The organism is Sodalis sp. RH21, assembly GCF_047324175.1.
Taxonomy (GTDB): Bacteria; Pseudomonadota; Gammaproteobacteria; order Enterobacterales; family Enterobacteriaceae; genus Acerihabitans.
On record NZ_CP178732.1, the window covers coordinates 4,986,088 to 5,008,605 of the forward strand.

21 protein-coding genes and 1 pseudogene are annotated in these 22,518 nt (G+C 58.9%); 8 read left to right on the forward strand and 14 right to left on the reverse strand.

Translation table 11 applies throughout. The features are described 5' to 3' along the window. Positions 1-38 precede the first annotated feature (38 nt). Complete coding sequence (locus tag ACL2XP_RS23100) at positions 39-1,433, forward strand: efflux transporter outer membrane subunit (protein ID WP_413735614.1); 1,395 nt, start codon at positions 39-41, stop codon at positions 1,431-1,433. Positions 1,434-1,471: 38 nt separating this feature from the next. Here the strand turns inward: ACL2XP_RS23100 and nirB are convergent. The 3 genes and pseudogenes from nirB to ACL2XP_RS23115 all read right to left on the reverse strand — a co-directional run. After that, positions 1,472-4,420 (reverse strand): annotated as a pseudogene (nirB, locus tag ACL2XP_RS23105) (nitrite reductase large subunit NirB); the annotation flags it as partial. Positions 4,421-4,553: 133 nt separating this feature from the next. Then, complete coding sequence (locus tag ACL2XP_RS23110; protein ID WP_413739264.1) at positions 4,554-5,843, reverse strand: nitrate- and nitrite sensing domain-containing protein; 1,290 nt, start codon at positions 5,841-5,843, stop codon at positions 4,554-4,556. 151 nt (positions 5,844-5,994) lie between these two features. Continuing rightward, positions 5,995-6,666, reverse strand: coding sequence for a TetR/AcrR family transcriptional regulator (locus ACL2XP_RS23115; RefSeq protein WP_413735615.1), 672 nt, complete (start codon positions 6,664-6,666; stop codon positions 5,995-5,997). Between the two features lie 378 nt (positions 6,667-7,044). On the opposite strand from ACL2XP_RS23115, the gene bhsA reads away from it, so the two are divergent. Next, positions 7,045-7,311, forward strand: coding sequence for a multiple stress resistance protein BhsA (gene bhsA, locus ACL2XP_RS23120; protein ID WP_413735616.1), 267 nt, complete (start codon positions 7,045-7,047; stop codon positions 7,309-7,311). Between the two features lie 230 nt (positions 7,312-7,541). Further along, positions 7,542-7,799, forward strand: coding sequence for a hypothetical protein (locus tag ACL2XP_RS23125; protein ID WP_413735617.1), 258 nt, complete (start codon positions 7,542-7,544; stop codon positions 7,797-7,799). 28 nt (positions 7,800-7,827) lie between these two features. Here ACL2XP_RS23125 and ACL2XP_RS23130 read toward each other — a convergent pair whose 3' ends face one another. Beyond that, the gene (locus ACL2XP_RS23130; protein WP_413735618.1) at positions 7,828-8,019 is read right to left on the reverse strand and encodes a hypothetical protein; all 192 of its coding nucleotides are present in this window, start codon (positions 8,017-8,019) and stop codon (positions 7,828-7,830) included. 119 nt (positions 8,020-8,138) lie between these two features. On the opposite strand from ACL2XP_RS23130, the gene ACL2XP_RS23135 reads away from it, so the two are divergent. Further along, a complete protein-coding gene (locus ACL2XP_RS23135; RefSeq protein WP_413735619.1) occupies positions 8,139-8,282 on the forward strand; it encodes a hypothetical protein in 144 nt (47 codons plus the stop codon). Between the two features lie 173 nt (positions 8,283-8,455). Further along, a complete protein-coding gene (locus ACL2XP_RS23140) occupies positions 8,456-9,337 on the forward strand; it encodes a PhzF family phenazine biosynthesis protein (protein ID WP_413735620.1) in 882 nt (293 codons plus the stop codon). Between the two features lie 63 nt (positions 9,338-9,400). On the opposite strand, the gene ACL2XP_RS23145 is transcribed toward ACL2XP_RS23140, so the two are convergent. Genes ACL2XP_RS23145 through ACL2XP_RS23155 form a run of 3 tightly spaced genes read right to left on the reverse strand, consistent with a single transcriptional unit; the run spans position 9,401 to position 12,482 of the window. Then, the gene (locus ACL2XP_RS23145) at positions 9,401-10,483 is read right to left on the reverse strand and encodes a lysylphosphatidylglycerol synthase domain-containing protein (RefSeq protein WP_413735621.1); all 1,083 of its coding nucleotides are present in this window, start codon (positions 10,481-10,483) and stop codon (positions 9,401-9,403) included. Then, positions 10,480-11,724 (reverse strand): cardiolipin synthase ClsB, encoded by a 1,245-nt coding sequence (clsB, locus tag ACL2XP_RS23150; RefSeq protein ID WP_413735622.1) that lies wholly within the window; start codon positions 11,722-11,724, stop codon positions 10,480-10,482. Before clsB ends, ACL2XP_RS23145 begins: the two co-directional genes overlap by 4 nt. Then, positions 11,721-12,482 (reverse strand): endonuclease/exonuclease/phosphatase family protein, encoded by a 762-nt coding sequence (locus tag ACL2XP_RS23155; RefSeq protein ID WP_413739265.1) that lies wholly within the window; start codon positions 12,480-12,482, stop codon positions 11,721-11,723. The genes clsB and ACL2XP_RS23155 overlap by 4 nt, the downstream gene beginning before the upstream one ends. Positions 12,483-12,792: 310 nt before the next feature. Between ACL2XP_RS23155 and phoA the strand changes: the two genes are divergently transcribed. Continuing rightward, entirely contained in the window at positions 12,793-14,244 is a 1,452-nt protein-coding gene (phoA, locus tag ACL2XP_RS23160; RefSeq protein ID WP_413735623.1) for an alkaline phosphatase, read from the forward strand. Positions 14,245-14,411: 167 nt separating this feature from the next. Further along, positions 14,412-15,518: a DNA alkylation repair protein gene (locus tag ACL2XP_RS23165; RefSeq protein WP_413735624.1), complete on the forward strand. Its 1,107-nt coding sequence runs from the start codon at positions 14,412-14,414 to the stop codon at positions 15,516-15,518. Here ACL2XP_RS23165 and ACL2XP_RS23170 read toward each other — a convergent pair. Then, the gene (locus ACL2XP_RS23170) at positions 15,515-15,985 is read right to left on the reverse strand and encodes a GNAT family N-acetyltransferase (protein WP_413735625.1); all 471 of its coding nucleotides are present in this window, start codon (positions 15,983-15,985) and stop codon (positions 15,515-15,517) included. The two genes, ACL2XP_RS23165 and ACL2XP_RS23170, sit on opposite strands and share 4 nt — an antisense overlap. Positions 15,986-16,059: 74 nt before the next feature. Next, positions 16,060-16,809 (reverse strand): SDR family oxidoreductase, encoded by a 750-nt coding sequence (locus ACL2XP_RS23175; RefSeq protein WP_413735626.1) that lies wholly within the window; start codon positions 16,807-16,809, stop codon positions 16,060-16,062. A 99-nt stretch (positions 16,810-16,908) separates the two neighbouring features. Between ACL2XP_RS23175 and ACL2XP_RS23180 the strand changes: the two genes are divergently transcribed. Next, on the forward strand, positions 16,909-17,277 hold the full coding sequence (locus tag ACL2XP_RS23180; RefSeq protein ID WP_413735628.1) for a winged helix-turn-helix transcriptional regulator: 369 nt from the start codon (positions 16,909-16,911) through the stop codon (positions 17,275-17,277). Between the two features lie 8 nt (positions 17,278-17,285). On the opposite strand, the gene umuC is transcribed toward ACL2XP_RS23180, so the two are convergent. The 5 genes from umuC to idnO all read right to left on the reverse strand — a co-directional run bounded on the left by umuC (position 17,286) and on the right by idnO (position 22,391). Continuing rightward, entirely contained in the window at positions 17,286-18,554 is a 1,269-nt protein-coding gene (gene umuC / locus ACL2XP_RS23185) for a translesion error-prone DNA polymerase V subunit UmuC (RefSeq protein WP_413735629.1), read from the reverse strand. 2 nt (positions 18,555-18,556) lie between these two features. Beyond that, positions 18,557-18,976 (reverse strand): translesion error-prone DNA polymerase V autoproteolytic subunit, encoded by a 420-nt coding sequence (gene umuD, locus ACL2XP_RS23190; protein ID WP_413735630.1) that lies wholly within the window; start codon positions 18,974-18,976, stop codon positions 18,557-18,559. Between the two features lie 180 nt (positions 18,977-19,156). Next, positions 19,157-20,149, reverse strand: a complete 993-nt coding sequence (gene idnR, locus ACL2XP_RS23195; protein WP_413735631.1) for a DNA-binding transcriptional regulator IdnR — start codon at positions 20,147-20,149, stop codon at positions 19,157-19,159. 101 nt (positions 20,150-20,250) lie between these two features. After that, entirely contained in the window at positions 20,251-21,537 is a 1,287-nt protein-coding gene (locus ACL2XP_RS23200) for an MFS transporter (RefSeq protein WP_413735632.1), read from the reverse strand. 89 nt (positions 21,538-21,626) lie between these two features. Continuing rightward, the gene (idnO, locus tag ACL2XP_RS23205) at positions 21,627-22,391 is read right to left on the reverse strand and encodes a gluconate 5-dehydrogenase (protein ID WP_413735633.1); all 765 of its coding nucleotides are present in this window, start codon (positions 22,389-22,391) and stop codon (positions 21,627-21,629) included. Positions 22,392-22,518 lie beyond the last annotated feature (127 nt).

The following is a 22,518-nucleotide window of genomic DNA, read 5'->3' on the forward strand; positions in this document are numbered from 1 at the left end:
ACTTTTACAGCGAATTGATACACAGCGAACTTATGATAATGATATCCAGACATTTCACCCTGAGGCTGCTCCCCCTGGCGCTGGCGCTGGCGCTTGCCGGCTGTATGGTGGGACCGGACTACCAGCGCCCGACCGCGGTGGTGCCGGCCGGGTTTAAGCAGGCGAAAGGCTGGACGCAGGCGATGCCGCAGGACCAGTTGGGCAAGGGGGAGTGGTGGGCCGTCTACCGGGACCCCACGCTCTCCGCGTTGCTCAGCCAGGTTAAAGTCTCCAACCAGAACGTGGCGCAATATGAAGCCCTGTACCGTCAGGCGCGCGCGCTCACCTCGGCCGCGCGTTCTAACCTTTATCCCACCATTGCCGGCACCGCGGACACCACCCGCAGCGGCAACCGCAGTACGGTGGGCAATACCCATGAAGCCCAGGTCAGCGCTAGCTGGGAGCTGGATATTTGGGGAAAACTGCGCCGTACCCTGGAGGAAAACCAGGCCAGCGCCCAGGCCAGCGCGGCCGAGCTGGCCAATATTACCCTCAGCGCCCAGTCCGAACTGGCGCAGGCTTACTTTCAGCTGCGGGTGATGGATCAGCAAATCGCGTTATATCAGCAAAGCGTTGACGCCTATCAGCGCTACCTCGATGTCATTGAAAATAAATACCGGGTCGGGAGCGAATCGCGCGCCACCCTGGCCCAGGCGCAAACCCAGTTGGAAAGCACCAGGGCCTCCTCATTGGATCTGCAATGGCAGCGGGCCCAGTTGGAGCACGCCGTGGCGGTGCTGATTGGCCGGCCCCCGGCCCAGTTCAGCCTGCCCCCCGCTCCGCTTATCGCCACCTTGCCGCAAATCCCGGTGGAACTGCCCGCGCAATTATTGCAGCGTCGTCCCGATATCGCTTATGCGGAACGTAATGTAGCCGCGGCCAATGCCGCCGTGGGCGTGGCCCAGGCGGCCTATTATCCGGATTTGACCCTGAGCGCCAGCGGCGGCTTCCAGAGTTCGGTGCTGCATAACCTGATCTCCATGCCGAACCGGGTATGGTCGCTGGGACCGGAGCTGAGCGGGACGCTATTGGACTTCGGCGCCACCAAGGCCGGCGTGGAGCAGGCCAGGGCCAGCTACGACGCCAGCGTCGCCAGCTACCGCCAGAGCGTGCTTGAGGCCTTCCAGGAGGTGGAAAACTATCTGGTCGAGCTGTCCACCCTGGAGGCGGAAACCGCCGCGCAGCAGCGCGCCGCCGAGTCCGCCCAGGAGTCCGCCCGCGTTACCCTCAACCAGTACCAGGCCGGGATGATTGATTACCTGGACGTGGCCACCACCCAGAACACCAGCCTGTCCCAGCAGCAAAACCTGCTGTCGCTGCGCAGCACCCAATGGACGGCCAGCGTGCAGCTGATTGTCGCCCTGGGCGGCGGCTGGCATAACGACGGCCGCTAAGCGCCGCGGCCGGGCGTTGCCCATCCCCCGGGGGCGCTTTAATCGAGTTCGGCCACCGGTTCCCGCGCCGTCAGCGGGCTGGTGGCGACCCAGACCCGGCCCTGGCGCACTTCCACCGGCCAGGCCGGCACCGACAGACCGGCATCGTCCAGGCACACCCCGTCGCGCAGGCGGAAATGCTTTTTATACAGCGGCGAAATCACCACCGCTTCGCCGGCCACGTCCCCCACCAGCCCGCGGGCCAATACGTTGGCGCCGCTGCCCGTCTCCAGGTTGGATAACGCAAACACCCGGCCGCCATGCCCGGGTATCCCGCAGTTATCAGGTAGCCCGCCGTTATCGGGTAAATAGAACAGCGCGATTTGCCGCTCCCCCAGCCTGGCGGCCATGCCCGCGTTGGCCGGGATCGCCGCCAAATCGCACACCGGCAGCCAGCTTTCGGTTTGCGCCGCCGGCACCATGGAAGCCGCCGGCAGCGGTTTTTCCGCGGCCGTGGCCGGGCGCACCTGCTGGCGCTGCGGCACCATCACCACCGCTTCATCGGGCCGATCGCTGTTGAGATAGGCGCGAAACAGCGGCAGCCGGTCTTTATCCGCCAGGGCGGTATGCCATTCGCATTGATAACTCGCCACCACCGACTGCATTTCCCGCTCCAGCTCGGCGCAGATCCCCAGTTGGTCATCGATAATCACCCGGCGCAGGTACTCAAGGCCGCCTTCCAGGTTATCCAGCCAGGCGCTGGTGCGTTGCAGCCGATCGGCGGTGCGGATATAAAACATCAGCAGGCGGTCGACCAGGGCGATCAGCGTATCGGCATCCAGATCGGTGGCCAGCAGGTCGGCGTGGCGCGGTTTCATGCCGCCGTTGCCGCACACATAGAGATTCCAGCCCTTGTCGGTGGCAATCACCCCGATATCCTTGCCCTGCGCTTCGGCGCACTCACGGGTACAGCCGGAAACGCCCATTTTGAATTTATGCGGCGAACGCAGCCCTTTGTAGCGGTTCTCCAGCCTGACCGCCAGGCCGGTGGAGTCCTGCACGCCAAAGCGGCACCAGGTCGAGCCGACGCAGGATTTGACGGTGCGCAGGGATTTGCCATAGGCGTGCCCGGTTTCGAAGCCGGCGTCCACCAACTCGCGCCAGATAACCGGCAGTTGCTCCATACGGGCGCCGAACAGGGCGATGCGCTGTCCGCCGGTGACCTTGGTATAGAGGTTATAGCGCGCGGCCACCTGGCCGATGGCGATAAGCCCCGCGGCGGTGACTTCCCCGGCGGGCATGCGCGGCACCACCGAATAGGTGCCGTCTTTCTGGATATTGGCTAAGAACCGATCGTTGGTATCCTGTAGCGGCAAATGCTCGGGCCGCAGCACATAATCGTTCCAGCAGGACGCCAGCAGGGAAGCGGCCAGCGGCTTGCAGATCTCGCATCCCAGCCCGTGGCCGTGTTGGGCAATCAACTGTTCAAAGGTGCGGATATTATTCACCCTAATCAGGTGATACAGCTCCTGGCGGGAGTAGGCGAAATGCTCGCAGACATCTTTCTTCACCTCCACGCCCAGTTGCGACAACTCGTACTCCATCACCTGCTTGACCAGCGGCACGCAGCCGCCGCAGCCGGTACCGGCCTTGGTGCAGGCTTTGACCGCCGCCAGGTCGACCGCTCCCGCCGCCACCGCCGCGCGGATATCCCCTTTGCTGACGTTATGGCATGAGCAGATCTGCGCCCCGTCCGGCAGGGCCGCGATCCCCGGCCCTTTCGGCGCGCCCCCGGCGCCGGCCGGCAGAATCAGGCTTTCCGGCCGGTCCGGCGGAGCCATATCGTTAAGCACCATTTGTTGCAACGTGCTGTAATCGGCGCTATCGCCCACCAGCACCGCCCCCAGTAAATGTTTTTTATCGCCGGAGACCACGATTTTTTTATACACCTGCCCGGGACCATCGGTCCATGAGTAGCTCTGGCTGCCGGGAGTCGCGCCGTGGGCATCCCCCACGGAGGCCACCTCGACGCCAAGCAGCTTCAGCTTGGTGCTTAAATCCGCGCCGGTAAAGGCCGCGTCCCGATCCGCCAGGCAGGAAGCCAGGGTGCGCGCCATTTGATAACCGGGGGCCACCAGGCCGAACAGCCGATCGCGCCAGGCGGCGCATTCGCCGATGGCGTAAATATCGGCATCGGAAGTCACGCAGCGGTCGTCCACGGCGAACCCGCCCTGCGCGCCAAGCCGCAGGCCGCAGGCCCGGCCCAGTTCATCCCTGGGGCGGATACCGGCGGAAAACAGCACCAGATCCGTAGCCAGATGGGTACCGTCGGCAAAGTCCAGGCGCAGGCCGCCGTCCTCGCCGGCGAGGATCGCCAAGGTGTTTTTAGCGGTGTGCACCACGACATCCAGCGCCTCGATTTTTTGGCGCAGCATCGCCGCGCCGCCGTCGTCAAGCTGTACCGCCATCAGCCGGGAGGCGAATTCCACCACGTGGGTCTCCAGGCCCAGATGCTTGAGCGCATTGGCGGCCTCCAATCCCAGCAGGCCGCCGCCGATCACCGCCGCCGAGCGCGAATCGCGCGCCCGGGCGGCAATGGCGTCCAGATCGTCCAGGGTGCGATATACCAGGCAGCCCGGGCGGTCATGGCCGGGGATCGGCGGGACATAGGCGTAGGAACCGGTGGCCAGCACCAGCCGATCGTAGCCAAGGGTGGCGCCGTGATTATCCGTCAGGCATTTGCGCCGGCGATCGATGGCGGTAACGGTACTGGCGCCGTGCAGTTCGATGCCGTGGCGTGCAAAGAATCCGTCTTCCACCATCGACAGCGATTCGGCGCTGCGGCCGGCAAAATATTCCGATAAATGCACCCGGTCGTAAGCGGGCCGGCTCTCGGCGCCAAATACGACAATCCGGTAGCGCCGGTGCAAATGATGCTCGACCAATTGTTCCAGAAAATAGTGGGCCACCATGCCGTGGCCGACAACTGCTAATACGGGTTTGCTCATCTCTTAAGTCCTTGCATAAAAAAAAGGCGTCCAAAAACATGCAATTCCTGCATGTTTTTGGACGCCTTTATCCGGTGACCCGCGCCGCGCCGCCATTGGCCCAGCCCGAGGTCTTGCTATGTATGGTTAATCGCTACTGCTTTAATACCTCTTCAACCGCCAGCAGCGCGGCGGCGACTTCGATCAATTTTTTATTCTGGTTCATCGCCATGCGGCGCAAGGTTTTGTACGCCTCGTCTTCGCTGAGCCCTCGATGGGCGATCAGCAAGGCCTTGGCCCGATCGATCTGTTGACGCTCATTTAGCGTGGCATGCATTTGCGCCAGCTCATCGGCCAGGTTTTGCAGCCGGCGCGACTGCTGGCGCACCATGGCCACTACCGAGCGCCCCAGCTCCGGACTAAGGCCGTCGCTGCTTAATCGCTGTTTTGCGGCGTGTTCCGGACCGTTAACGGGCATAAATACCGTATAATCAGCCTGTTCGCCGATTTGCCGCACCAGCAGTTCCTCCAGCAGCGCGTCGCCGGGCTGGCCACCGGGATGGCCTTCGGCCGCCGCGATGCTGGCCCGGCATAGCCGCATCAGGGTGGCGGCCAGCCCGTCCTCGACGGTCTTCATACCGTCGATGCGCCGGGTGGTAACCGCAAACCAGTCAAGGCTGCGATCCGGTTCGGGAGACGCCAGCGCTTTACCGGTGCCGGCGATCCGCCGCAGCCGTTCAAAATCGCCCGGCTCTTGCCCGCACAGATCGCGCCAGCGCTGCAGGTCCGGCGGCTCGGCGAAATCGGCGAACGTGTCGAAGCACCGTTCCTGCCCCTCGATCAGATCCAGCAACTGCCGCCGCTGCCCGTCGCTGAACTCGCGCGCGGCAAACCCGGCCGCGCCGACGGCCCGCTCCTGCCCCGCCAGCTCCTTGCCCTGCATAAAACTAAACATGGCGATCAGCGCGCGGGAAATAACCGGCTCCGCCGCCGTGTCCGCCGCGGTAAACACCAGCGCCAGCAGCGTGCGGATAATACCGTTGAAAGCCGCCGTAACCTGGGCCGGCGCCAGGGCGGCCTGCCGCACCTGGTCGCGCAGCGCCGGCAGGGAACCGAGCGCGTATAACACGCCGGCCACCCGGCCCAGCCTGTGATTTTCCGCCGGTAACGCCGCGGGCCCCGGCTCAAGCGCCGCCAATAATGCCAGCACGTCGCGCTGGGCGTTGGCCACATCGGCGATCCGCAGCGCAATGGCGTCGGCATACAGGCGCCGATCCGAGCAGAGGTAGATATTGGTGGCCCCGCGTTCGCGCTGCAGCATATGCACCAGTTGGCTGACCGCGCCCACCAGCTCACAGGTTTGCAGTAATTGCCGCAAAGCCGTCACCTCGCTTTGCCGGGCGGCCAGCAGGAAACGGATAGCAGTGTGAGTATCGGCGACCAAAGGGTTCATGGCTCCTGCCCGAATTAACGAAATCATGACCTCGATAAGCTATAATACCGGCCCGGGGCAAAAACACCCTGCGCAGAATCAATTTTCACTCGATCCCGCCGCCATCACCCCAGGTCGACGGGAACCCAATAGCGGCCGGCCATCAGGCGGTCGTTCCGGTTTTCTGACCGACCGCCGCGCCCATGCGCGCCAATTCCGGCCATACGGTCATCAGCGTGGAGACGATGCCGTCCAACTCTTCATGACTGGCGCCGTCGCGGGCCTGGACCGACATGCCCTGCAGGATACAGGTCAGGTATTTCGCCAGGGTCGGGATATGGGTTTGCGCGGGTAAATCTCCCGCTTTCTGGCGCGTGCGTAAAAAGTCCGCCAGCATATTTTCCTGGAAATGATGCCGGGCACGCAGCATTTTCGCCACTTCATCGGAAGATGAGGACAGCGCCGCCGACGTACAGATAATAAAACAGCCCGACGGCAGATCCTTATCGGTGTACATAGCCGCGGTGTCGCGCATAAAGTCTTCGGCCGCCTGGGCTACCGAGCAGTCAGGATTGGCCAGCAGCGCCTTGCCCCGTTCGGCGAATTTGGTGATATAGCGTTCGGCCGCCGCGCGGAATAAGCCTTCTTTATTGCCAAATTCACCGTAAAGGGTGGGCGCCTTGGCCCCGGTGGCCTCGACTAAATCGGCCAGGGAGGTGGCTTCGTAGCCATGGCGCCAGAAAAGTTGCAGGGCTTTATCCAGCGCATCGTCGCGGTCGAATTGTTTCGGACGTCCGCGTCCTTTCCGAATGGACGCAACTTGATCGGTACTCATGTGATCCTCTCTTATCGCAGTTCTGGTATAAACGGGAGATTTTTATCAAGGTATGGTTATAAATCTCCGCTATCCTATATAATTAACGATCATTACAAAAATTACAAGGGTATTTCGTCACATTCCACAAAGAATGTTAAATTTTTGCCCCATGCCCTTGCAAAACCTGGATTTGCCCCCCGTTTCGGTTGCCGCCGCAGCCGGCCGTCACTTTCTTTCAAGAATAATTTTCTTACTATACAAGCAGATAAAAAATATATTAATGATCATTAAAATATTATCTTGATCCGTGGCGCAGATATGGCTAGCATTTAGTTATCGAACGTTAACAAATAATGTTCGCCACCGAATCCAGAAAACCTATAGAGAGAACCTATTATGAACCGCATCAACAACGTAAAATACGCTCTTGCCGCCATTGCCCTTGGCGCCGTTTCTTTTGGCAGTTTCGCCGCCGACCTGGTGAGTTCCGCTCCGACGGGACAGCAGCAGGTAGGCGTAATCAGCGCCACCGGCGGCACCAACCTTTCCTCGCTGGAAAGCCAATTATCCGCCAAAGCCGCGGCCGCCGGCGCCAAGTCGTTCACTATTACCTCGACTTCCGGCCAGAATAACCTGCACGGCACCGCGGTAATCTATGAATAATCGCCGCCGGGCGACGTTGCCGGGACGACGCCCGCCTGGCGTTATGCTATGCAGGCGTTGTTGGTGGCATTAAGATAATTTTCATATATTTCAGTCATATGAGTTATAAATTAATGATCATTAAATAAAAATTGATCATTTTCATGAACAGGTCTATTATTTGTTTAGTAGTTGTTAATAAAACATTGCCGCCAATGAGAACGTGCTTGACGGCACCGGGAGTCGCCATCATGAAAATATTCAGTCTTACCATCGCCGCCCTGGCTCTAAGCGCTTTGTCCTACGGTAGTTTTGCCGCCGATATGAACCACGCCAGCGCTTATGACGGGCAACAGGCCGCGGTAATCACCGCCAGCGACAGGCACGAGATGCCGTTACGGCTGGGCAACCCTAACGAAAAAGTTGCCAAGGACGGCGCCCGCGCCTATCCGATGACATCGGTTTCGGGCCAAAACAATATGCACAGTACGTCGGTGGTCTATGAATAATGCGTTACCGGCGCCAGCCGGCCAGTGCTTAAAATCCGTCGATTATTTCTCTTTTTAATAGCGTTTGCGTATTTTCTCTTCGCAAACGCTTTTTTTCCTCCCGCAAGAATAATCCTAATTCACCCCGCCGGAAAAAAATAAAATTACCGGTAATTAAGTCTTTTCTTATTTTCATTGAGACCTGTATTATTCCTTTTTCCGCCAAATCTTCTTTTTCCATTAATAATCGCAAATAGAAACATCTCCGATAAATATCTTTACGGTTAACCGCGTTGACCCCGACCTATATAAAGTAAATGATTCAAAGGTGAGTCAATTCTTAATATATGGAGCACGCCAATGCGTCGTATCATGGTATTTCTCGGGATTATCGTTCTTAGCGCCGCCCTGAGCGGCTGTCTGTGGCCACCGCCTTGGGGCGGCGGCGGTGGGGGCCACGGCGGCGGCGGCGGCGGCGGTCATTATGGCGGCCCGGGCCGCTAATATCAGATTTTAAGCGCGTTTGAAAACCGCACGTCAACTGTTAGGCTACTTCCTGACATTTGGTAGTGCGGTTTTTTTATCCACGGTTATCAGCGCTTTCACTCCACTTGCAGTTATCCCCCAATCAAGCCAAAATCGAAAACTGTCGCCTCACTGTGCTCAAAGGACGCGTTATGACCGAGTTGCGCGGTTTTAAACAGGTTGATGTCTTTACCGACACCCCCCTGCTGGGTAATCCGCTGGCGGTAATTCTCGACGCCGACGGCTTATCCGATCAACAGATGCTGGCGGTGGCCCGCTGGACCAACTTATCCGAAACCACCTTTGTCCTGCCCCCTTCCCTGTCCGGGGCCGATTATCACGTCCGCATTTTTTCGCCGTCGGGAGAGTTGCCCTTTGCCGGCCACCCGACTCTGGGAACCGCCCATGCCCTGCTGGAAAGCGGTTTTAAACCCAAGACCCGCGCCCGGCTAATACAGCAATGCGGCATCGGGCTGGTGGAGATCGACCTCTCCTGCGCCGGCCAACTGGCCTTCCAGGCGCCGCAGGCGCAAATATTCACGGTCAACGAAAGTTACTTTCCACTGCTTAACGCGGCGGTGGGCGGCGCCACCCGGGTAACCTGGTCGCCGCCGGTGGTGGTGGACATGGGCATCCGCTGGCTGGTGGTGCGGGCCGACAGCGCGCAGGCGTGCTTGCAAATCACTCCGGACAGCGCCGCGCTGGAGCGATTATTAAGGCGCTGCGAAGCCAACGGACTGGCCATTTACGGACCGCATCCGGCGGACGGCCAGGCGGATTATGAAGTCAGGGCGTTTGTGGTGGAGCTGGGCGCGCTGGTGGAAGATCCGGTTACCGGCAGTGCCAACGCCTGTCTGGCGCGTCTGCTGCATGCCCAGGGTTTTCCCGACAATCCCTCGTTCGCGCAATCCTACCGCGTTCGGCAGGGCACCGCGCTGCAACGCAGCGGCCGCTTACAGGTCTATTTTACCGCGGGCGCGCCCTGGATTGCCGGCCAATCGGTCACGGTGGTCAACGGCAGCTTCAAATTATGAGAATGCAACCCCGCTTTTTAACATCGAATCGCCGCCGCTCCCGCCCTGGGCCAGGTTTTTTTGTTAATCGGGCAACCGGCCGTCGTCAGCGGACGGCTTGGCTGCGCCGTTAGCGGGCGCCTGCGCCGCGTGGGCCGCTTCCCGCCGCTGGTTTTTCTCCCGCAGGACTTTGGCGCGGCTCTCCAGCCACAGATAAAGCACGATGGCCAGCAATAACGGCGCGATAAAATAGATGGCCCGATAGGCCAGCAGGGCGGCGATGATGGTGCCGTGGGACAAATGTTCGCTGCTCAGCATGGCGACGAATACCGCCTCCAGCACGCCGATCCCCGCGGGGATATGGACGATCACCCCGGCGATGCTGCTGACCAGCAGTACGCCGAGCACCAGCGGGAAGTCAACTTTGTCATTGAGCAGGATATAGATGATGGCGGCCATGGCCAGCCAGTTGGCGCAGGAGGCGACCAGCTGCGCGCCGGCCATGCGCAGGGACGGCAGCACCAGTTTCTGCCCTTTGATGGTCCAGCGGCGGCGTTTGGAAAAGGCGCACAGCCACAAATAGGCGGCGATAAACAGCAGCAGGCCGATGCCGATTAACCGTATCGCCACGTCGCCGATATCCCATTTGGCCGGCAGCTTGAGTACCCCGAACGCGCAAACGATGCCGGCGAGCAAAATATAGCCCAGCCAGTTGGTGGCCAGGCTCAGGCTGAAGATGCGGGTAATGGCGCTATTTGACAGGCCCAGGCGGGAATACAGCCGGTAGCGCATGCCGATGCCGCCCACCCAGGCGCTCAGGGTAAGCGTAAACGCGTAACAGATAAACGACACCAGCAGCACCTGCTTTTTGGCCAGCTTATGGCCGCAATAAGCGCGGCCGATAAGATCGTAAATGCCGTAGAGCAAATAGCTGAAAACCACCAGGCCCACCACCATCAATATCGCATTGCGCCGATAATGTTCGATAGCCTGGGCAACCTCGTCCCAATCCACCTTGCGGGCGTAAATCACCAGCAAGACAATAACGCCGATAAAAAACAGCCCGGTCAGGACTTTTTTAGTGACGGACCAGAGCCGTTTTTTTTTACGGCCGGGACCGTGGTCCGGCACGGACGGCGCTTTGCGGTTCGCGGCATCCCGGGTCATGGCTTGGCCCCTTCATTTTCAGGTTCGGCGCGATCCTGCATTTCCAACTCCGGCTGAACCGGCGGCGCCACCAGGGCCAATTTCGGCGTATGGGCGGGCAGCCAGCCAATCCACGCCGGGAAGTGGCGCAAAAAATGGAATACCACCACGCTTTTCGCCAAATGCCAGTAGGTCTGTTTGGGCACCATGGTTTTGTCAATCAACTGGCAGTCCCGTTCAATCAGGCCATTGAGATTAGCGCGCAGCTGGCCGGTGAAGGCGGTGTCATGGATAACCACATTGGCTTCCAGGTTCAGGGACAGGCTGAGCGGGTCGAGATTGCTGGACCCGACGGTGGACCAGCCGTCGTCTTTAACCGCGACTTTGCCGTGCAGCGGGCGGCGGACATATTCATAAATCTGCACGCCTTCCGGCACCAGATAGTTATATAACATGCGCGCCCCCACCTTAACGATGGGCATATCCGGTTCGCCCTGCACGATAAGCTTAACCCGAACCCCGCGCCGCGCGGCATTACGCATCTCTTTGAGCAGCCGGTAGCCGGGGAAAAAATAGGCGTTGGCGATAATCACCTCCCGCCTGGCGCTGCGCAGCATATCGATATAGTGGCGTTCGATATCCGTATCATGTTCATCATTGTCGCGATAGACAAACAGCGCCTGCGCGTCGCCGGGCTGCGCGTTATGCGCCGGCAGGCGGGAACGGCGGCCCCACCAGTTGCGGTGGTGATCTTCTTTATACAGCGCCTGCAGGGTGAACCGATGGATATCCTCCACCACCGGTCCCTCCAGTTCCACCGCATAATCCTGCTTGGCTTCCGGGCCGTAATCGCTCAGATGCTCGGCGGAAAAATTAATGCCGCCGATAAAGGCGATAAGCCCGTCCACCACCACGATTTTACGATGCAGCCGGCGAAACAGGTTGGTGCGCATCCCCATAAAGGCCGGCCGGGGATCGTAATACCGAAAACGGACGCCTGCGGCGGTGAAGGCATTGACGAACTCGTCGGACAAATCAGCGGAGCCATAGCCGTCCACCAGGACTTCCACGCGCACCCCGCGCTCGGCGGCGGCGATCAGGTTTTTTTGCAGGGCCTTGCCCACTTTATCCTCGAACAGGATAAAGGTTTCCAGCAGCACTTCTTTGGTCGCTTTACCTATGCGCTCATACAGCGCCGGGAAAAATTCTTCGCCGTTTTCCAGCAGCTTGATGCGATTGCCGTCCCGCCATTCCATATTCATAGATGGATCTCCACGGCAAGGGGCGCATGATCGGATAAATGGGACCAGGGCTGGTTGGCCAGGGAGGTCGGCTCGCTGATGCGGGCATTCTTGACATAGATGCGATCGAGGCGCAGCAAGGGGAAACGGGCGGGAAAGGTGCGGGCCGGGCGGCCGCGGGCCTGGGTAAAGACTTCCACCAGGCCGGCTTCGCGGCCGAGAATTCCGTTGGCGCGCTGGCGCCAGTCGTTAAAATCGCCGGCCACCACCAACGGCGCGTCCGCGGGCAGCGCGGCGATATGCTTGCTCATGCGCAACATTTGCCGATGGCGATGCTCCTCTTTTAAGCCGAGGTGCACGCAGATCATATGCAGTTGTAAATCACGATCGGGCACCTGCAGGACGCAGTGCAGCATGCCGCGCTTTTCGGTGCCGTCGATGGAGACATCCAGATTCTCGTGGCGGGTAATGGGAAACTTGGAAAGCAACGCGTTGCCGTGATCCCCATCGGGATAGACCGCATTGCGCCCATAGGCGAAATCGGCCCAGATGGTATCGGCCAGAAATTCATATTGCGGCACCACCGGCCAGTTCTCAAAACGCAGCGAATGCTTTTCATGCGCGCCCAGCACTTCCTGCAAAAACACGATATCCGGAGAGACGGTGCGTACCGCCTCGCGCAGCTCCGGCAGGATAAAACGCCGGTTAAACGCGGCAAAACCTTTGTGGGTATTAATGGTGAGCACCTTAAAGGAAAATCCCTGCTCCCCTTGCGACATGCGCGGCGCCTCCTTCTTATCATGATAATCAGACCGAAGCATGGTATTGAACCCCTGATAAAGTAAACAGCAAAGGCCAACGCTTCTGCCTAAAGTTGCGAAGCGCGGAGCTGGCCTAAAATGAATAGTTTTTTTGACAATAAGTATGCTTATTATCGTAGCTGCTGGGACCCAACTCCGCCAATGCCGGGGCGGCGGCCGGGGCTGTTTATGGGTTATTGTCATAAATTCATCATCTGCGTTACGTAAACTTACATAATGATATATTCAGACATGCCCATTCATTCGCTTGGCTACGGGAGTTTTATCCATGCAGCATATTTGTTCTTCGGTACGCTCTTTCGTTCTGACCGGCGCCCTGCTGACCGGCGCCTTGGCAACGGATAGCAGCGCATTGGCCCAACCGGCATCCGCAGCGTCCGGCGACACGTTCGATCGCGCGGCCCGCGGCGATATAACCCAGCCAGGGGGCGCCCGCCGCCTGCAATCCGATCAGACGCAGGCGCTGAAAGCGGCCCTGACCAATCAGCCGGCGAAAAACGTTATTTTGCTGATTGGCGACGGCATGGGGGATTCGGAAATCACCGCGGCCCGGAATTATGCGGTGGGCGCGGGCCAGTTTTTCAAAGGCATCGACGCCCTGCCGCTGACCGGCCAATACACCCACTACGCCCTGGATAAAACCAGCCATAAACCCGCTTATGTGACCGACTCGGCGGCCTCAGCCACCGCCTGGACCACCGGCGTGAAAACCTATAACGGCGCGCTGGGGGTGGATGTGTTCGGCAAGGATCACATGACCATTCTGGAACTGGCCAAGGCGGCCGGTAAAGCCACCGGCAATGTCTCTACCGCCGAGCTGGAAGACGCCACCCCGGCGGCCCTGGTGGCCCACGTCAGTTCCCGCAAATGCTACGGCCCGGAAGCCACCAGCAAAAGCTGCCCCGCCCAGGCGCTGGAAAACCAGGGACGCGGGTCCATTGCCGAACAGCTGCTCGACGCCCGCGCCGATGTCACCCTGGGCGGCGGCGCCAAGACCTTCGGCGAAACCGCCAAGGCCGGGCAATGGCAAGGCAAAACGCTGCGTGAACAGGCGCAGGCGCGCGGTTATCAGTTGATCGGCGATCTGGACGGCCTTAACGGCATCACTGCGGCCAACCAGGACCAGCCGGTGCTCGGCCTGTTCGCCGAAGGCAATATGCCGGTACGCTGGATCGGCCCCAAAGCAACCTACCACGGCAATATCGACCAGCCGCCGGTAACCTGTACCGATAATCCCAAGCACACCGCCAGTATTCCCACCCTGGCCGCGATGACCCAAAAAGCCATCGACCTGCTGAAAACCCATCCGAACGGCTTCTTCCTGCAGGTGGAAGGGGCATCCATTGATAAGCAGGATCATGCGGCCAATCCGTGCGGCCAGTTCGGCGAAACGGTGGATCTGGACGAGGCGGTGCAACAAGCCCTGGCGTTCGCCCGCGCCGACGGCAATACGCTGGTGCTCGTGACCGCCGACCATGCCCATTCAAGCCAGATCATCGAAGCGGACGCCAAGGCGCCCGGCTTGACCCAGGCGCTGACCACCAAGGACGGCGCGGTCATGGCCATCAGCTACGGCAACTCGGAAGACCCCGACTCCCAGGGCCATACCGGCACCCAGCTGCGCATCGCGGCCTACGGCCCTTATGCCGGCAACGTGGTCGGCCTGACCGATCAAACCGACCTGTTTTATACCATGCGCGACGCGCTCGGCATCCAATAGCGCAGCGATCGGCGGGTAACGCATTCGCGCCGGCGCCGGCGCGGATCGAACCTGCCGGGACGCGTCCCATCCCCTGCTCCGGCCGGAGCGCGTCGCGACCAAACTCCGGCTTTTCTTTAGCGCTGAAAAGCCGTAGCCTGTAGCGCTATCCCCCAGAGACGAGCCCTATGTCCGAGCCGAGCGCCCCCGCGCTGAAAGAAATTTTTAATCACGCCCGCCTGCGGCATATCGCCGCGCAGGCGGCCGCCGTCCACGACGGCTTTGATACCGGCCGCTTCCTGGCCGCCACCGCCGACGGGCTGGAAGCGCTGTCGCTGATGGCGCGGCTGCGCCGGGTAAGCGCATGCCTGCATGAGGGGCTGCCGGCGGATTACCCGCAGGCGCTGGCGATTTTGCGGCGGCTGGCGCCGCGGCTGGACAATCGCTTTGTCACCCTGGTATTGCCGGAATATGTGGCGATGTATGGATTGGATGATTTCGATTTATCGATGGACGCCCTGCGTTTTTTTACCCCGTTCGGCTCTTCGGAGTTTGCGGTGCGGCCGTTCCTGCGCCAGGACCTTGCCCGCGGCCTGGCGCTCATGGAGACCTGGTCCCGGGACGGGGACGAACATGTCCGGCGGCTGGCCAGCGAAGGGAGCCGCCCGCGGCTGCCCTGGTCGTTTCGCCTGGAAGCCCTGCGCGCCGACCCGTCGCCGGCGGCGCCGATCCTCAACCAGCTGCGCGGGGACCCTAGCCTGTATGTGCGCAAATCGGTGGCCAATCATCTTAATGATATCACCAAGGATCATCCGGACTGGGTGATGGATCTGCTGGCGGGCTGGCCGTTGGATCATCCGCCCACCGCCTGGATCGCCCGCCATGCGCTGCGCACGCTGATCAAGCAAGGGGATCGGCGCGCGCTGGGGATCGTGGGTGCCGGCCACGTCGCCCAGGTCGGGGTGGAGGACTTCAGCGTTACCCCGGCGGCGATCCGGCTGGGGGATAGCGTGCGGCTGGCGTTTCAGCTGCGATCCACCGCCTCCCTGCCCCAGCGGCTGGTGATTGACTATGCGGTACATTACGTTAAAAAATCCGGCGGCACGTCGGTCAAGGTGTTTAAACTGAAAACCCTGACCCTGGCTGCCGGGGCGACCCTGGCGATTACCCGGGCGCAAATCATCCGTAATTTCACCACCCGGGCGCACTACCCCGGCAGGCATGCCGTGGAGATTTTTATCAACGGCGAATGCCTGGCGCGCGGGGCGTTTACCCTGCTGCCCGGCGGGAATTAGCCGATTCGTTTGGCCATATTCACCCCGGTGACCCGAAAGCCGCTGCGATCGTACAGCGCCCGGGCGCCGGGATTATCCGCCGCCACCCGCAGTCCCAGCTCGGTAATGCCCCGGGCGCTGAGCCGGCTATCAAGCAACGCCAGCGCGGCTTTGCCATATCCCCGGCGCCGCCAGGCGTCCAGGATGCAAAAGTCGCTGATAAACGCCGTATTCCCCTGCCAGCCAACCCATAAATAGCCGATGACGGCCGCGGCCCGGCCGTCCCCGGCCAGCTCGATGCAATACAGCTGGTGGCCCGGGGTATCGACTCCCTGGGGCAAATAGCCGTTAATGCTGCGGGTGGCGTTAACCCGGCCTTTCTCGATGCCGTAGCCGTGGTTGCCGCTCAGATCCCGAGCATATTCTTCAATAAAAAAGCGGCGGTATCCATCATACTCGCCGGCGGTCATTTCTCTTAAATTCAACATACGAAGCAGGTACCTGGCCGTGACATGGAGGTGCGGTTAGGCCGCCATGATAACAAATCCGCCTTGATAATAAATCACAATGCGCTTACCCCACCATCAACGATTAATTCGCTGCCGACCGTAAAGGCGGATTCGTCCGAGGCGAGATAGACCGCCGCTTTGGCCAATTCCAACGGCGTGCCCAGCCTGCCGAGCGGCACCAGGGCCTTGATTTCCGCCAGCAGGGCCTCATGGGCCGCGCCGCTCAAACCCAGCTTATCCAGCGCCGGCGTGCGGGTCGGGCCCGGACTCAGACTATTGACCCGGATGCCCCGCCCCAGCAGTTCCCCCGACAGGGTGCGGGCCAGCGACAGCAGCGCGGCCTTGCTGGCGGCATAGGGGCCGCTTTGCGGCAAGCCGATATGGGCGCTGACCGACCCGCACAAAATCACCGACGAGGGGGAGCGCAGCAGCGGCAACAAGGCCTGGATCAGAAAAAACGGCCCTTTGAGATTGGTGGCCATCAGCCGATCCCAGCCCGCCTCATCCCAGGCTTCCAGCGGGCGATGGGTGACATCGGCGGCATTGACCAGCAATATGTCCAGGCGCGGCCACAGGTCGGACAGCCGCCGTGCCAGCGCGGCCTGGTCCGCCAGATCCCCCGCATCGCCCGGCAGGCAGACCACTTGCCCGCCCAAGTCCCGGGAGGCGTCGCGCAGCGCGCTTTCGCTGCGCCCGGTAATGGCCACGGCGGCTCCCTCGGCCAAAAACTGACGGGCGGTTTCCAGGCCAATGCCGCTGGAGCCGCCGGTGATCAAAGCATATTTATCGGTTAATCGGGTCATCGCTATTTTCCATTCGGGGCGAAAAATGCCATTATTATGATGATGGTATTAAAATGATAGTAGGTACCAAATGGATACTAACGCAGCAGGAGGGATGCAATGATGCCGCAGGCGATTGCGCAACAAAAAATTAATTCACTGCCGCCGGTTACCGCCCCCTGCCCGATGTTGCAGTTTGTCGGGCTGGTGGCGGGCAAATGGGCCATTCCGATTTTATATCGGCTGATTGTGCTGGACGGCCCGGTTCGCTTCGGGGAATTGCAGCGGGGGGTCTATCCGATTACGCAAAAAGAGCTGACCCGCCAGCTGCGCGCCTTTGAAAATAAGGGATTGGTGCGGCGCACCGTTTTCGCCGAGATCCCGCCACGGGTGGAGTACCAGGTCACGGCGCTGGGCAAAACGCTGGAAGCGCCGCTACGCGCCCTGGCCCAATGGGTGACGGCCCATCAGGATGATCTGGGCGCATAGCGCCGCGTTCACAATACCGCTACGCGCGGCAGGTCGCTGACCCGGGTGGTATAGGCCGGCGACAGCATCTCGCGTTTCATTTGCCAGTCCTGGCGGATGCCCTGCCCGGCAAACCAGATTTTGCCCCGCCCCGAGCGATTGATTCGATCCAGGGTCGCCATCAGCGCTTCCCCGTGCAAACGGGGCGCAAAGGGATCGAACAGGCTCAGCTGCGCCACGCCCTGATGATAAAAATCCCCCAGTACGATGCCCGCTTTCATATAACGCCGATCCTCCAGCCAAATGGCGTCCAGGCAGTGGATCGCCTGGGCGATGATATCCCGGGAATCATTGGTGGGGAACGGAATGAGCCGAGTGGCCTGGTTGCCGTAAAACCGCTCCCCCGCCGCGTGCGGGCTGGTTCTGAGAAATACCGACACCTGCCTGCAATATTGATTTTCGCCGCGCAATTTCTCCGCCGCGCGCACGGCATAACTGCATACGGCCTCGCGCATATCCTGATAACGGTCGATCCGGGAGCTAAAGCTGCGGCTGCACAGGATCTGCTGCTTGACCGCCGGCATTTCCTCCACCTCCAGGCAAGGCTCGCCGCACAATTCCCGCACCGTGCGCTCCAGCACCACGCTGAAATTTTTACGGATAAACGCCGGGTGGGAATCCGCCAGTTGCAACGCCGTACCGATCCCCATGGTGCGCAGCGCTTTACCCAGCCGCCGTCCGATGCCCCAGACTTCCTCAACCGGCAGCAGGGCCATTAATTTGCGCTGGCGCAGCGGCGATGAGAGATCCACCACGCCGCCGGTTCTACTCCACTGCTTCGCCGCATGGTTGGCCAGTTTCGCCAGGGTTTTGCTGGGGGCGATGCCCACCCCGGCGGTCAGTTTGGTGCATTGGTGCAGCCGCTGGCGCACGTCGCGGCCAAACTGCTCCAGCGCCATGCAGTGGCTGACGCCGGTCAGGTTGAGGAACGCCTCATCGATGCTATAGATCTCAACCGACGGCGCCATTTCCTCCAGCAGAGTCATTACCCGGTGCGACATATCGGCATACAGGCCGTAGTTGCTGGAGAATACCGCCACCTTATGCTGCGCCAGCTGCTGGCGAATCTTGAAATAAGGCTCGGCCATATTAATGCCGAGCAGTTTGGCGCTGGCGGAACGGGCGATCACGCAGCCGTCATTGTTGCTCAGCACCACCACCGGCCGGTCGCGCAGTTCGGGCCGGAACACCGTCTCGCAGGAGGCGTAAAACGAGTTGATATCCACCAGGGCGTACATGGTCAGCGCGCCGCATAAATAATGAATGTCACCACGCCAAACACTTCCACCTGATCATTATCCGCCAGCGCAATCGGCGCGTAGGCCGGATTCATCGGCAAGAGCTGCATCAGGGGGTGGAGTTGCAGGCGCTTAACGGTGAAGGCGCCGTCTACGGAGGCAATGACGATATCATGATGCCGGGGTTTGAGTGAGCAGTCCACCACCAGGATGTCCCCTTCGTGGATATTGCCTTCGATCATCGACTCGCCGGTGGCCCGCACAAAGTAGGTGCTGGCCGGATGGCGCACGCAGATATCGTTCAGGTCAATGCGGTTTTCCACATAATCCGCGGCCGGGCTGGGAAACCCGGCGGCCACCCGATCGCCAAACAGCGGCAACGGGATCGCTGCGGGGCATTCCAACGCGGGATATAACTTCATTTCGACCTTCTCCGGATACTGTATTTTTATACAGTATAGGCATTTATGTTGACGCTTGTGAAGGGGAGATAAGATAAGAAGGAGATAAGGAGTTGATTTGATGCAGGTTTAATTTTAGGCGCCGTCCGGCGGGCCGCGCCAGCGGCATGGAGCCGCTATCCCGTTATGGGTTGATCGGCGTTACAAGGTCTGGCCGAAATAGATTTGGTAACTTAAATCAACGTTTTCAACCCCCGGCTTGCCCGCGAGCCTTTTCAGTAATAATTCCGCCGCCGTCTTGCCGATATCAAACCGCGGCGTAATGACGCTGGCCAGTTTTTGCACATTGGCCCGCCCGATATCCAGGCCATGGAACCCCACGATAGCCATCCGCGCCGGGACGTCAATGCCCTGGGACTGGCATTCGAGCAACGCTCCCACCGCTAAATCATCATTAGTGCAAAAAATGGCGTCCACCGCGGGAAACTCCCGCTGCGCGCGGATAAACAGCTGGCTGCCCAACGTGATGGACGAAATGCTTTTCGGCAATAGCCGCATGGGGGTTCTGCCCGCTTCTTGCAGCGCATTGCATACGCCGAGATAGCGGCGGGCGTCCCGGGGATCGTCCATGGAGCCAATGTAAATTATATTCTCCTTACCGCTTTCCAATATGGCCTGGGTCATATCATAGCCGGCTTTTTCATTATCAAAGCCAACCTGGATATCCAAATACTCTTCGGTGAGATCCATTAATTCAGCAATAGGAATATTCGCCATCTGCAAAAATTGTTTTGTCCGATCGGTATGCTGTTTTCCGGTCAAGATAATGGCGTCGATATTATAAGATAACAAATTGATAATTCTTTCTTCTTCGATACCGGCGTCATAGTCATAATTGGCGATAATGGTTTGGTAATGATGGACAGAGGTGACAGATTCAATACCGGCCAATACATCGGAAAATATTTGATTTTTAAACGAAGGAATAAGAATGCCAATACATTTACTTCTTGAATTAAGTAAAATCTCGGGCGCGCGGTTAGGAATATAATTGATACCCTCTAATGCTTTGCCGATAAGCTCCCGATTTTTTTGAGAAACCTGATTGGGATCGCGCAGATAACGGCTGATAGTCATTTTTGTCACACCGGTTAAGGTTGCAATGTCCTGTAGCGTTATCCTGGTGCCTTTCATTCTCATCCCCATCGTTAAAGCATGCGCAATTATACATAACTTTGATGGAGGTGCCTATGATCGCGGGCCGGCGCGTAATGCGCCGGCCCGCTGACCCGCACTTAAGATGCGATACGTTTGCCCAGCGGCTTCGGCGCGGCGTTTTTAGGCGCCACGCGGACTTTCATCATAATTACCACCGACATGAGCAGCGCGGCGGCCATTAAACTATAAGAAATGCTGGGGTTGCCGGTAAGGCCGTTCAGATACCCCACCAGCCAGGCGCCGACAAACGCGCCCAAGGCCCCGACGCTGTTAATCAGGCCCATCGAAACCCCCGCGACATTCTTCGGCAGCAGTTCTGGAATCATGGCGAAGAACGGACCATAAGGCGCATACATACAGGCCGCGGCCACCACTAACAAGGCGTAGGAAAACCAGAAGTGCTCGTTACCGATCATATAAGAGGTAAAGAATGTGGCGGAGGCGATTAATAATAACGGCCAGATAAATAATTTGCGATTTTGTATTTTGTCCGATAACCACGATACGCTAAGCATAGCAATAATAGCGGCCAAATAAGGCAGCGCCGATAGCCAGCCAACGGCGACGATATCCACTGAAGCGGCTGACTTGATAATAGACGGCATCCACATCATAAACCCATAAACGCCGATGCTCCATAACGCATGTACCAAACATAGCATAATGACATTACCGGAGCGCAGGGCTTCGCCGTAATTACGCACCGGCTTGATATTTTGCTGTTCCTGATCCATCACCGCTTGTAAATCGGCTTTTTCCTGCGCGCTCAGCCAGCTAACCTGCGAAGGCTTATCCCTGACCAGAAACCACCAGAACACCGCCCAGATAACCGCGGGGATACCTTCGAAAATAAACATCTCGCGCCAGCCGAAGGCATTAATCAGATAGCCGGAAACGATGGACATCCACAGTACGGTAACCGGATTGCCCAGAATGAGAAACGTATTGGCGCGCGAGCGCTCCTGTTTGGTAAACCAGTTGCTGATATAAATCAGCATCGCCGGCATCACCGCGGCTTCGACCACGCCCAGGGTAAAGCGGATGATCAATAACATGGGTATATTGCTGACATAACCGGTGGCCGCCGCGCAAACGCCCCAAAGAATCAAGCTGCAAAATATCAGCTTTCTTACGCTGCGTTTTACCGCATATATCGCTCCCGGCACCTGGAAAAAAAAGTAGCCGAGGAAAAACAGGGCGCCAATCAGCGAAGAGACACCCTTGGTAATACCGAGGTCTTCTTGTATGCCTGACGCTGCGGCAAAGCCAAAATTCGCCCGATCGAGATACGCCAAGCTATAGGTAATAAATATTATCGGCATTAAATACCACCAGCGCCGAACGGCCAACTTTCTCTGTTGCATGATGCCAGTCCCCTACTCTGAGATAATGATTTTTTCGACGGCTGGAGCAGCCAGCCATCATAATGGAATGATTGTGTTATTATTTTTTATTAGACCGCGGCCAGCATGCCGCCATCGACAAATATAATATGTCCATTTACAAAACTGGACGCGGGCGCGGATAAATAAACGGCCGCGCCAATAAGTTCTTCAGGGTTGCCCCAGCGCGCCGCGGGGGTGCGTTTAAATAACCAATTTGAAAATTCCGTATTATCAACCAAGGCCTTGGTCATGTCGGTGGCAAAATATCCCGGAGCAATACCATTTACCTGGATATCATAGGGCGCCAGTTCAACACACATGCCGCGCGTCAGCATTTTCACCGCGCCTTTGGATGCGGCATAAGGCGTAATCGTTTCGCGGCCAAGTTCGCTTTGCATGGAGCAAATATTAATGATCTTGCCGCTACGGCGCGCCATCATCCTTTTTGCCACTTGCTGGGAAACCAAAAATACCGATTTTTGATTAACGTCGATAATTTTGTCCCACTCGCTTTCCGGGAAATCGACAAAAGGATAGCGGCGCTGGATACCGGCATTATTGATTAAGATATCAATTGGCCCCTGCTCCGCCTCGATTTTCTCAATCGCGGCGCTAATCTCCGCCGAGGAGGTGACGTCAAAACCATAACCCGACGCCTGAATATCCAGATGACGCAGGCTATCCGCCGCCTGATCCGCGCGCTGCTGGGTGATATCGTTGATCACGATACTGGCGCCGGATTCCCCCAGGCCGCGGGCCAAAAGATAGCCTATGCCCTGGGCGGAGCCGGTAATTAATGCGCGCTTGCCCTCAAGATTAAACAAATTTTTCACAAAAACCTCTTTTTCAAAAACTGTTACGCGTAACTTTATATGCGTAACAGTTATTGAAAAAGCGAATTGATCACATTTTTAATAAATTCCTTCTCCGGATAGCACCATTTTGAAGCCGCCATCACGT